The 12481-nt window shown below is 37.8% G+C and carries 6 protein-coding genes and 1 pseudogene; 5 read left to right on the forward strand and 2 right to left on the reverse strand.

Annotation, left to right across the window (positions count from 1 at the left end):
* The first annotated feature begins 270 nt into the window (after nt 1–270).
* Both PU02_RS02310 and PU02_RS02315 read left to right on the forward strand, forming a co-directional pair.
* Nucleotides 271–2238, forward strand: a complete 1968-nt coding sequence (locus PU02_RS02310; RefSeq protein ID WP_053943905.1) for an autotransporter assembly complex protein TamA — start codon at nt 271–273, stop codon at nt 2236–2238.
* Nucleotides 2238–6875, forward strand: coding sequence for a translocation/assembly module TamB domain-containing protein (locus PU02_RS02315; RefSeq protein WP_053943906.1), 4638 nt, complete (start codon nt 2238–2240; stop codon nt 6873–6875). The genes PU02_RS02310 and PU02_RS02315 overlap by 1 nt, the downstream gene beginning before the upstream one ends.
* Before the next feature lie 29 nt (nt 6876–6904).
* On the opposite strand, the gene PU02_RS02320 is transcribed toward PU02_RS02315, so the two are convergent.
* Together PU02_RS02320 and infC are read right to left on the reverse strand one after the other, a co-directional pair.
* Nucleotides 6905–8671, reverse strand: a complete 1767-nt coding sequence (locus tag PU02_RS02320) for an ABC transporter ATP-binding protein (protein WP_053943907.1) — start codon at nt 8669–8671, stop codon at nt 6905–6907.
* Between the two features lie 227 nt (nt 8672–8898).
* On the reverse strand, nt 8899–9417 hold the full coding sequence (gene infC, locus PU02_RS02325; RefSeq protein ID WP_053943908.1) for a translation initiation factor IF-3: 519 nt from the start codon (nt 9415–9417) through the stop codon (nt 8899–8901).
* 170 nt (nt 9418–9587) lie between these two features.
* Here infC and PU02_RS02330 point away from each other — a divergent pair.
* The 3 genes and pseudogenes from PU02_RS02330 to dapE all read left to right on the forward strand — a co-directional run bounded on the left by PU02_RS02330 (nt 9588) and on the right by dapE (nt 12441).
* Nucleotides 9588–10352: pseudogene (locus tag PU02_RS02330) on the forward strand (alpha/beta hydrolase).
* Between the two features lie 48 nt (nt 10353–10400).
* Nucleotides 10401–11129: a M48 family metallopeptidase gene (locus tag PU02_RS02335; protein WP_053943909.1), complete on the forward strand. Its 729-nt coding sequence runs from the start codon at nt 10401–10403 to the stop codon at nt 11127–11129.
* A 139-nt stretch (nt 11130–11268) separates the two neighbouring features.
* On the forward strand, nt 11269–12441 hold the full coding sequence (gene dapE, locus PU02_RS02340) for a succinyl-diaminopimelate desuccinylase (protein ID WP_053943910.1): 1173 nt from the start codon (nt 11269–11271) through the stop codon (nt 12439–12441).
* Nucleotides 12442–12481: the final 40 nt, after the last annotated feature.

Genomic DNA, 12481 nt, shown 5'->3' on the forward strand with positions numbered 1-12481 from the left:
GAGCGGTTTATATAAATTAACTATGACGACATCCAGTTAAATAAACATTGTTAGATGTATCAATGCATGTGTTAAGAGGAGAACGTTTTATTCGACAGTGGTTCGTGTTTTTCTAATCATGTCCTGAAATTTTGAGTGGTACGCGCTGCAAAAAAAGGCGGTATTTCACGGGGTGAAGAGTTTGCCACGAGAATCAAAATAGTAGGGATGTTCTTTTTATACTTTAGTGGAAAAAGTATAATAAAAAGCCTGCTGAGGTATCCTAATTTTATGATGTGCTGGATAAGGATTTTGCTATGTTTTGGGGCTACACGTGGTGTATGTGTGGTGTTGTTTTTTGTCTTTTTTTCATCAAAGTTGTCGGTAGCATTTGAGCTTTTTGGAGTTCATCTCTTTGGGAAAAAAGAACTACGTCCCTCTTCATACCATGTAGATGACACAAAAAGGTCATATACAGTTGAAATTGTTGTGCCGCAAGGAGCTCCATCAGAAGGCCTTAAAATAGCGAAAGCGGCGTCCTCTCTTATTGCTGATCAAGATCAGATAATTTCCAGCTCTTCTAGTTTACTAGCTAAAGCCCGCTCAGACTATCGTGCCATTTTGTTTGCTCTTTATTCTGATGGGCGTTACGGTAGCACTATTAGCATTAAGATCAATGGTCTGGAAGCTGCAGAGTTATCTCCTGTTACTCAATTGCCAGTTCGTTCTGCTATTGTCATTACAGTTGATGCTGGCCCACAATATATCTTTGGTGATGTACATATTGATCAAGCTACCTCATTCGCTAAATACAAGACAAGGAAAACACTTTCAGTTGAAGATTTAGGATACAAAATTGGGGCAATTGCAAGGTCTGACATTGTTCTTAAAGCAGAGCAGTGGGCAATTGCAGGGTGGCGTCGACAAGGCTATGCAAAGGCAGAGATCAGTAGTTATGATATCGTTGTTGATCATGTTGCACGTACTGTCCGGGCGCGAATTTCCATTGATCCTAAACAAAAGGTCTATTATGGCCCTTTAGATGTGCGTAATATCAGTAAACATCCACGTGTAGATTCAGATTATATTGCGTGGATGACAGGATTGAAAGTGGGGCAACAATATAATGCTGAAGACTTGGATAATGCGAATAAAAGGGTGACACGACTGGATATTTTTCACGCTGTGGATATTCATGAAGCCGATACGGTAAGCGGCAATGGCTATCTACCGCTTTCACTAATTGTGGAAGAGCGTAAGGCGCGGCGTTTTGGTATTGGTGGAAATTATTCAGTGTTAGATGGTATGGGTTTTGAAGCTTACTGGATGCACAGAAATCTTTTTGGTCGTGCAGAACGTTTAAAAATTGAAGCCAAAATAAATGGTGCGAGTAATCATCATCAAGAAAAATCAAATTACTTAGAGAACTTTGATTATCTTCTAGGGGCAGAATTTATCAAACCTGGCATAATCACACCAGATACAGCTTTTGAAGCACAATTGAAAATACAAAGGGATGGTTTAGGCGACTATATTACAACGGCCATCAAAGGAAAAGTGGGTATTATACATGCTGTCAGTGATGATTTATCAGGGCAGGCTGCTGTGTTGGTCTACAGTGGTCACACACTCGATAATTATCATGGAGATCGTCACTTCGCAACGATTGGGTTACAAAGCGGTATCGTTTACGATAGTCGTAATAACAAGTTTAATGCTATAAAGGGCGCGTATAGTGAGGTAACTATCAATCCGTTTTACGAAACGAAGTTTAATCACTTTATGACAAAGATAGTTGCAGAGGGTCGTTCTTATTGGGCATTTGATAAGAAAAATCGTTTTATTTTTGCGACACGTGCAAAATTTGGCACAATTATTGGACGTGATGTTGCTTTATTGCCCCAGGATATGCTCTTTTTTTCTGGTGGTGGTGGATCTGTTCGCGGGTATGCTTATCGCAATATCGGTATTAAAACAGAAGATGGTTCCGTTGCGGGTGGGTATGTACTTGCCGAAGGTTCTGCAGAACTACGTTTTTCTTTGGGTGAGAAAATAGGATTTGTTAATTTTATTGACGGTGGTTATGTTGGGGAAAGAATTCACTTCGGCCTTTCACAAAAAATTAAATGGGGTGCTGGTTTTGGAGGACGCTATATGACAAATTTTGGTCCTTTACGATTCGATATAGCGTGGCCTCTTCAGCGTGAAAATGGTGATCCTAAAATGGGGTTCTATGTAGGTATAGGGCAAGCATTCTAATGAAGAAGTTATTTTATGTAACAGGAGGGGTATTCGGGATTCTTTTTTTCTCAATAAGTTTTTTTATGCTTATTCAAAAAAACAATTTGCCCTTTAATTGGATAGCGATTGGTGATCAATCGTGGCTTGTGTCTTTTATTGAACGTAAAATTTCAACATCTGATCGACAGATTCGTCTGCATAATGTGCGAGGAGTATTTTCATCTCAGTTGTCAGTGGAGACAGTTACGGTTAGTGATCGCAAGGGTACTTGGCTCGAAATTACTCATGCCAAAATCGATTGGAATCGTCTAGCCTTGTTTAAGGGAATGATTGATATTAATAAGCTATCAGCAGAGCGGATCGCTTTTTTACGTAAACCACAGAAATCTTCGTCCAGCTCTCTTTTTAAGTTTAGTGATTTTTCTATACCCAATGTACCTCTGCCCATTTCTATCAGTGAATTTATCGCTGAGCGTGTAATTTTTAAGCATAGCTTTTTTGGTCTTTTTGCAGATATGTCGCTAAAAGGACGTGTAAGCTTGAATATGGATGGTTTTGACGCCGATGTTGTAGCTCGCCGCCTAGATGCACCAGGCCATTTATCTATTTTGACAAAAATATCCAAAAGCAGTCGTATAGCCCAAGTGAATATTAATGTTGATGAGCCCAAAAATGGTATTTTAGCACATATCCTTTCTATTGAAGGATATCCTGAGTTAAATTTTGCTATGGAGGGTAATGGTAATTTTGATGATTTGGTTGTTAAAGTTCTTTTAGAGACAAATCGTCAATCTATTTTAGATGGTAAGATTATTTTTACTGGTACTGAAGAAGGTCATCATCTTTCTGCTCAGTTGGATGGTATGATTATTCTTTTAATGCCCTTACAATATAGAGATTTTTTTGATCCTGATATAAAGCTAAAAGCAGAAATGGTAATGACAAAAGAAGGTGTAATGCGCCTTGATCAGATGGTTATCCAAGGAGAAAGAATTAATGTTACTTCGCATGCTGAAGTAGCTAGTGACGGGTTTTTACGGCGCCTTTTTGTTAACGGTAATATGAAGTTCAATGAAAATCGTGAATCAGCACATTTATTGTCATCAGAGATAGAATATGCAGATAACCTTGCTTTGACTATTGATTATGGTCGCGAAGGAGAACAAACTTGGAAAGGACAGCTTCGTTTTCATAATTTGGGAAATAAGAATATTTATATTCGTGATGCAGTTTTTGATATGGGGGGCGTAAGCGAAAATCTCGATGATGTTGGGTCTCGTCATGTGGGTATTCAAGTTGGAGGGGTTTTGCAAGGAGTGAGAAACACAGAGAGCATGATGACCAATGATTTGGATCAAACAATTCATGTGCATGTTGATGCGGATATTTTGGCTGGGAAATCAATCTCTATTCATAACTTTGATATAAATGCTCAAGATTTTTCTGTTTGGTTGAAAGGGAAGATAGATAATTTTATTTTTAAAGGAGATCTTGGATTAAAAGCGCAAAATTTAGTTCCATTAGGCTTTTTGAGTTCACGACCGCTGTCTGGTGGTGCAGATATTGAGGCTAAAGGAACGGTAAATTTAGTTAATAATTTTTTTAATCTTAAATTGTCAGGAATGGTTGATAATTTAACAGTGGGGACTACAATTGTTGATCATTTATTAAGGGGAAATCTGACTTTTTCAGGCGCGGTTATTCAGGATGTTGCGGGTGTAACAGTTCGTAACTTAAATTTAAATAACCAATACGCTTCTTTAAAAGCAAATGGTTATTATTCAGATATGAATGCGGAAATGGATTTTTCTGCTAGGGTATCTGATATTTCTATGTTGGATTCGAGAATGGATGGTGCAGTTGCAATAAAGGGTACTGTTAGGGGATCTAATGGTCCTATTGAGATTAATACTCGTATTCATGCCTCTGAAGCATTTCTGATAGAAAAAAAACTTCAGGAGATGACATTTAATATTCATACATTTGTAGATAATACATCACCGGAGATTCCTCATTTTACTGGTTTTATAAAAGGAGAAGGGATTTTAGCTGAGAAGCCATTGAAATTATCTGTTTCTTTTAACAATTCTGAGCATTTTTGGAAATTTCAGGATATAAATATTAAAGGAGGGGATGCGGAAATAACAGGTGATTTTGCGAGAACATTTGAAGGTTTTTTAGAAGGATCCTTGCATGTTGATGCTGATGACATCACAATATTTTCTGCATTATTATTACAGGATGGGCGCGGAAGTGTGAAAGGAGATTTTCTATTTAATGAGCAAAATAGCAAACAGAGGGTTAATTTAAAGGCTGATGTTGATCAGTTTATATTTGCGAGCAATGAAATAGGAAAATTAAATATATCAGCTGATATATTTAATCCTTTTAAGGCAATAGAGTTTGAAGGATTTGTTGATGCAGAGAAGATTCAAACCCCACTGATAAAAATCAATCACCTAACTGTTCGTGCCAACAACAATGATGGGCAAACAGCGTTTAATATTCAGTCGGTATTGCATGATGATATAAACGCGCAACTTTCTGGTTTTGTGGTAACAAAAGGGTTGCAGTTAGGTGTAAGACAGCAGGTATGGCTTGAAACTGTAGATGTTAAAAAATCAGATTTTCATGCAACATTATTAAAATCAGCGGCTATTATTTTTGGTGAAGAGAAAGTCATAGTGAGTGAATTAGGATTTTCTGTCAATGACGGCCGGATTATCTTTGCAGGTGATTTTCAGGATATTTTTAATTTGCATATTACAATGAATGCGATGCCAGTTGATTTGGCTAATTTATGGAAACCTGATCTTGGTGCTACTGGTGAGTTGGAAGGGAAAATTACAATTCGTGGGCATTTGGAAAATTTTGATATAACCTATGATGTAGAGGGTAAAGGTTTGACAATTGCTTCTTTTCAGAAAGTAACAGAACCTTTTACGCTTCATACTTCAGGTAAGATGGTTGATAATGTTCTTACTGTCGATGCAAGTTTAAAAGGGGGTGGGGGGCAAATGCAAGCGCAAGGAGATATCTCCTTGAATACTCACGAACTTGATTTGCATATTGATTTGAAAAATTTTCCTGCGCGTTTAGCTAATGTTTTTATCAAGAGGCAAGTCCCAGAAGGAGTAATTGGAGGTAAAATTAATGTTGGTGGGATGTTGAATAATCCATCAGTTTATTTTGAACTTTCTGGTCAAAATTTAACAATCGATAAAGGGGTGGTGTCGGCTAATGTAGATATCCGCGGCCTTTATGAGCAATCAATGTTTCGTATTGAGCATATGATTGCAAAAGGATCTAAAGAATTAAACCTTGCTGCCAAAGGTTCCATTTCCCTGAAAGATACGAATGTCGAGTTAAATGTTGAAGGTACGATGCCGTTAGTTTTCATGGATCAATTTTTGGCCGAACGTGGGGCACATATTGCAGGGATAGCCAAAATAAATGCTGCTGTTAGCGGGGCTTTATCCCAACCTCAATTAGTGGGACAATTTTCTGTGGTAGATGGTAGCTTTATTGATACACAGACAAATTTAGGATTACGTAACGTGACGTTGAAGGGTGTATTAAATGGCGATCATATGGTTTTAGAATATGCTCATGCACTTGCACTTGGTGGTGGAGATATTTCTGCCTCAGGACGTATTTTCAATAACCTACAAACAGATTTAGTACTTCACCTTGATCATGCCAATTATAACAATGGATCCATGATTTTTGCAACGTTAATGGGTGATATGACAGTAAGCGGTCATTTTTTACAAAATCTTGTTATAGGTGGTGATATCACAGTTGAAAAAGCTGAAATTTTAATACCTAATCATTTTCAAAGTACTATTTTTCTTAATATTAAACATGAAAGTCTGACACAATCAATTCAGAAAACACTTGAATATGCCAATATTGAAATTGATAGTCATGCACGTGCTATTTCTGAAAAGCCACCTTCTATCGTGCGGTTGAATGTACAAGTTAATGCACGTAATCAGTTTTTTGTGCGTGGTCGAGGCTTAGATGCTGAGTTAGGAGGACATATTAATTTAACAGGTTCTCTAGATGACATGCATCCAGTTGGCGAGTTGCGTATGATTCGCGGGCGTTTTGATATTCTCTCACAGCGCCTTAGTTTTGATACAGGACAGGTAAACTTTAACGGTAATCTTAATCCTACAATTTATTTTATTGTCAATAGTGACAGTGGCGATATTTCTGTTACTGTAAAAGTGAGTGGAACCTTTGATAATCTTGATATTCAATTTACTTCACAGCCTATTCTTCCACAGGATGAAGTATTGGCACGTTTGATTTTCAAACGGTCTCTTAATGAATTATCACCTTTCCAGATTGCTCAGCTTGCTGCTGCTGTGGCGGAACTTGCTGGTGCAGCTAATGCGTCTTTATTAAGTGCTTTACGGGAAAAAATAGGTCTTGATGATCTTGATGTCATCATTGATGAAAACGGCAATACAGGTTTGCGTATTGGGCGTTATATTCGTGATAATGTTTACTTAGGTCTTGAAACTGGGTCAGATAAAACTGCAAAGGGGATGGTTAATTTAGATATTTCACGTTATCTCAAAGCAAAAAGTGTTATAGGAACAGAAGAAAATTCTAATTTTGGCTTATTCTATGAGAAAGATTATTAAAAAAGGAATACTCAAAAAGATTTACAGTTTTAGGATTTTTGTTTCTTGAATTGTATATGGTGAAGCTTTTTATAAAGGCTGTCTTTTTTTGATAACAGTTCCAATTCCGTTCCTTGCTCGATGAGGCGTCCATTTTGCATTACAACAATTCTATGAGCATGTGCAATTGTTGAAAGGCGATGGGCAATTACAATAGCGGTACGTCCTTTCATGAGGTGATGAAGTGCATCATTAATTTGAGCTTCAGTGTGCGAATCCAAAGAGCTTGTTGCTTCATCAAGAATCAAGATTTGGCCATCATGAAGCATAGCCCTAGCAATAGCAATACGCTGTTTTTGCCCACCGGAAAGGTTATTACCGTTATCGCCTATTTGTGTTTCATAACCGTCAGGAAAATCCATAATAAAATCATGAGCATTCGCTGCTTTTGCTGCTTTTATGATGTCATCATCACTAGCTCCTTCTTTTCCAAGTTTGATATTGTATTTGATGGTTCCTTGAAATAGAAAGATGTCTTGTCCCACATAGGCTATGAGTTTTCTGAGGGAACTAAATTTAAGGTAGCGTATGTCTTGATTACCAATTAATATACGCCCCTGTGTTGGGTCATAAAGGCGCATAATGAGATTGATGAGGGTTGATTTTCCTGCACCAGATGGTCCCACTAATGCTGTCATTTTTCCAGCTTCTATTTCAAAGTTTATATCATTTAGTATTGTTTGACTATTCTCATATGCGAAAGAGACATGTTCAAAACGGATAGAATGTTGTGTTTTATGAAAATCCTTAGCGTTTTCATGTTCTACAATAGTTAGAGGATGGTCAAGTATCTCAAACATCGTGCGGAGACTTACTAAACCAGATTCAATTTTAACGCGTACATTTGCTAGTCTTTTTGCAGGTTCATAGGCTAAAAGTAAAGCTACAATGAAAGACATTAATTCACCTTGAACGCCCGTGCGTTGGGTTGCGAGATAACCAGAAAAGCAAATGACAATTGCAATTGCGATTCCAGCGAGCGTCTCCATAATTGGACTCATGGCGGCTTCAAGAGTGGCAATATTGTTAGCTTTTTGCTCAACATCACCAACAGCTTCATTCATGCGTTTTTTCATTAATTCTTCAAGTGCAAAAGCCTTAATAACTCGAATACCGGTGGAAGTTTCTTGCATTATTTTAATAATCTTTCCAAGAGAAAGAAGTTCTTTTTCCATGAGATTGCGTACACGTTTTAGGGTTATTCGAATCCCGAATAGAGCCAATGGTCCAACAAACAAGGTAATAGCAATGAGTGTGAAATTTTGAATAAACATCACAAGCAAGAGGCCGATGACAGAAAGTAAATCACGTACAAAAGTTGTAATAATTGTATTGATAATATTGCGGGCTTCTATTGCGTTGTGGGTTATACGAATGAGAAGATCAGAGGAAGCATTATTTTGATAAAAAGATACCCCTTGTTGCATGAGACGTGCATAGATCTTACGCTGTTGTTCGGCCACAATACTGTTTCCGGCTTTGTTTAAGAAGTAGGTTTGTGCAAAAGTTGCTATTCCTTTGAGAATAAAAATAAAAGCAATGATGCTAGAAATGAGAACAATCATATTAAGATTATGCGCATCAATGATATGATTAACAACATCACGCATAATCCATGCACTAGTTGCAGTGGTTATGGAAATGATAATCATTGAGGCAATGGCAGCGCTATACCAATGTATATGCTTACGAAAATTTTCTTTTAAAAGACGAGTGATTAAGTGTCTATCGGAAGAGGAAATTAATTTTTTGATCATATGTTTTTTTATCTTTTATCATTGTAGTATGCAAGATAGGGCTGCACACCGCAGAGAGGCTTTTCTGCTCCGAGAAACACCTTGTCTGCAATGATAAAAGATTCTGTACGCCAACTATAGCAATGGGCATTCAATACTACACCTTGCTCATACTATGGATGTCACCATCCTTTTTAGTAACATCCTTAATATCTTTACTAAATAACAGATGATTCGCCAGCCACAGATTATTTAGGCGCAATCACCATCATCATTTGGCGACCCTCAAGTTTAGGTTCAGATTCAATTTTAGCAATTCCTTCTGTATCTTCCTTGACTCGTTGAAGAAGTTTTACTCCAAGGTCTTGGTGTGCCATCTCACGACCGCGGAAACGCAAGGTAATTTTCACTTTGTTTCCATGATCAATAAAACGATGGATAGCCTTGAGCTTAACGTCATAGTCATGGATATCGACATTCGGTCGCATTTTAATTTCTTTAATTTCAATAATCTTTTGCTTTTTGCGCGTCTCAGCCGCTTTCTTTTGATTTTGATATTTTAGTTTACCAAGATCAACAATCTTACACACAGGAGGTTCTGCATTCGGCACAATCTCAACAAGATCAAGTCCAGCATCAGTAGCCATAGCAAGTGCTTCCTGTATTGCAATGACACCCTGATTTTGTCCTTCATCATTAATCAATTGAACATAAGGGACTCTAATTTCCTGATTTGAACGTGGCCCATCCTTTTGATCGGGCGTCATTTTAAATGGTCGACGAATGATTAATGCTCCTTAATTTTAGTTTATCTGAATGAACCTAAATATACAATTACGTGTAGAAAAACAACAAGAATTAGTACCTCATCTATGGTTGTATTAGTAAATGTTTTGTGATCTATTGTTGACAGTATTCTTAATTGGAAGGAGACTAGATGGATCAAGATGTTTTTTGCCAGTTTTTTTCGTTTAACGGTATAACTCTTGCGGTGCGTCATAGAAAAGGTGCTTGTTCTCCTGGTTTAGTCGTGTTGCCTGGTTATCGTGCTAATATGCTGGGTGATAAGGCGACAGCCATCGATTCTTTTGCGAAAAAAATAACTTATCTTGTTTGCGTTTTGATTATTCTGGCCATGGTGAATCGGGAGGAGATTTTTTTTCAAGGGACGATATCTCGTTGGGTGGAAGAAAGTTTAGCAGTGTTTGAAGCGTATTGTGAAGGACCTCAAATTTTAATTGGGTCTTCTATGGGTGGGTGGATTGCTATGAGACTTGCCACGCTGCTCGCGCAGCAAGGTAAAGAGATTGCTGGTATAGTTTTGATTGCACCTGCGACCGATTTTACGGATGCTTTGATTAAACCAGTTTTAAAAGAAGTTGAATTGAAAGACTTAGAAGAAAAAGGTTATTGTGAAGTGCCTTTAAGCGAGCAATCAGAGCCACTGCCGTTTACAAAAATATTGCTCGAGGATGGAAAAAACAATAGCATCATGAATGGTTGTCTTGATGTTAAGTGTCCGATTCATATTTTACAAGGGATGGAGGATGAACCGGTTCCTTACCAACATTCAATGGATTTGCTTGATCATCTTCCTTTAAATGATGTTACCTTGACACTCGTTCGTGATGCAGATCATAATTTTTCGCGTCCAAAGGATTTGGATTGTCTTGAAAGAGTAATAATGTCTCTAATTAATTGAGATTATGTAAAGCTAAAGATAAAGTCTCTCTGTTGTGAGATATGATATATGGCTGTTTATGAGCAAAGTTTCATTTTCGCTGATTATGTTGTTCCCTTACGAGTGAAAGAGCATAGGCATGCTCGTCGTTTGACGTTACGCGTTGATGCAAATGGGGAAAAAATTGGTTTGACAGTGCCACCAACAATAAATCGCTGTGTTGTACAACGTTTTATAGAGACGCATCGTCCCTGGATTGAAGAGCGTCTTACTCATATATTTGAATCCTGTGAAAATTTTCATCTCAAGGAAGGTACGAGGATTCCGTTATTGGGTGTTTCTCATGTCATCAAGCATAGAGAGGGGCGAGGGATAGCTGAGATTGTTTTGGGAGATATAGGACAAGAACCACAAATTGTTGTTTATGGCCAATTAGCACATTTACCAAGACGAGTGATGGATATTCTGAAAAAACAAGCTGAGATTGTGATAACGCCGCTAGTGGCACATTACGCACACAAGATAAAGCGTAAAGTTAAGTTAGTGCGTTATAGAGATACTAAGAGCCGCTGGGGATCATGTGCAGTTGGTGGTCATTTATCTTTTTCATGGCGCCTTGTTATGGCTCCAAAAGAGGTCATTGAGTATGTCGTTGCACATGAGGTTGCTCATCTTATTGAAATGAATCATGGAATAAAATTTTGGGATTTGTGCAAACGACTTTGCCCTGAGTATAAAATTCACCAAGATTGGTTAAGGAAAAATGGTCATTTGTTACAGAAAATAAACTTTCGCTAACTTCAAATTACAGTACTGCGTTATGTTGTATATTTACTTATGAAAAATATTAGAATCTCAACATAAAATATTTTCTTTATCTTTTACCAGTATTGGCTTAGTATTGTCGAAGTATTTTCGCTAGATTGGGATGGCACTTATGCTCACCCTTACAGATCCTGTCCAATTATTACAGGCACTTGTTCGTTGTCCTTCTGTTACGCCTTGTGAAGCTGGTGCTTTGTCAGTTTTGGAACGGTGTGCAAAGCAGATGGGGTTTAGTGTTGAACGCCCTGTTTTTTTCGATAAAAATACAGATGATGTTGAAAATTTCTATGCCAAAATAGGCCACAGTGGGCCGCATCTTATGTTTGCAGGCCATAGTGATGTAGTTTCACCTGGTAAATTAGAGAGTTGGACCTATCCTCCCTTTGAGGGTGTGATAACTCAGGGGAAGTTATATGGGCGGGGCGCTGTTGATATGAAAGGTGGAATTGCTTGTTTTATAGCAGCATTGGCTCGGGTATTTGAAGAAAAAGCTATAAGAGGGAGCATAAGTCTTCTGATTACAGGTGATGAAGAAGGTCCTGCTATTAATGGTACAATAAAACTTTTGAAATGGGCAGCGCAAAAAGGTGAAAAATGGGATGCAGCTATTGTTGGTGAGCCGACAAGTATAAAGGTTGCAGGTGATGTGGTAAAAATTGGCCGCCGGGGATCGATTTCTGGAGTTATTACAATTAAAGGGCAGCAGGGGCATGTTGCATTTCCTGAGCGAGCAGCGAATCCATTGCCTTTGGCAAATAAACTTATTCAAGCCTTAACGCAGACAGCTTTAGATCAAGGAACAAAAAATTTTCAAGCAAGTAATTTAGAACTAACAACTATCGATACAGGAAATTCCTCTGTTAATATTATTCCAGAACAAGCAATTATTCGTTTTAATATTCGTTATAACGATCTCTGGACAAAAGAAAGCCTTACTGAAGAAATAGAAAGGCGTCTTTCTTCAGTACAATTGAAAGGTGATATAGGTCAATTACCTTGTTATTATCTCGAATGGATACCAAATCTAGGAGATGTTTTTTTAACTAATAATGATCAATTGATTAAAATGATATCAAATACTATTGAAAGTGTGACAGGGAATAAGCCTGAATATTCAACTTCAGGCGGTACTTCGGATGCGCGGTTTATTAAGGACTATTGTCCAGTTGTTGAGCTTGGTTTACCAGGACACACCATGCATATGGTAGATGAGTATGTTACTCTTGATGCCATAGAAAATCTTACGGCTATTTATGAGCGTTTCATCATTGATTTTTTTGCGTAGGCAATGCTTATGAGTGTTATGAGGGGGAAGAGGTTTCAGA

Origin of the sequence: Bartonella ancashensis (genome assembly GCF_001281405.1) — a bacterium.
GTDB lineage: Bacteria > Pseudomonadota > Alphaproteobacteria > Rhizobiales > Rhizobiaceae > Bartonella > Bartonella ancashensis.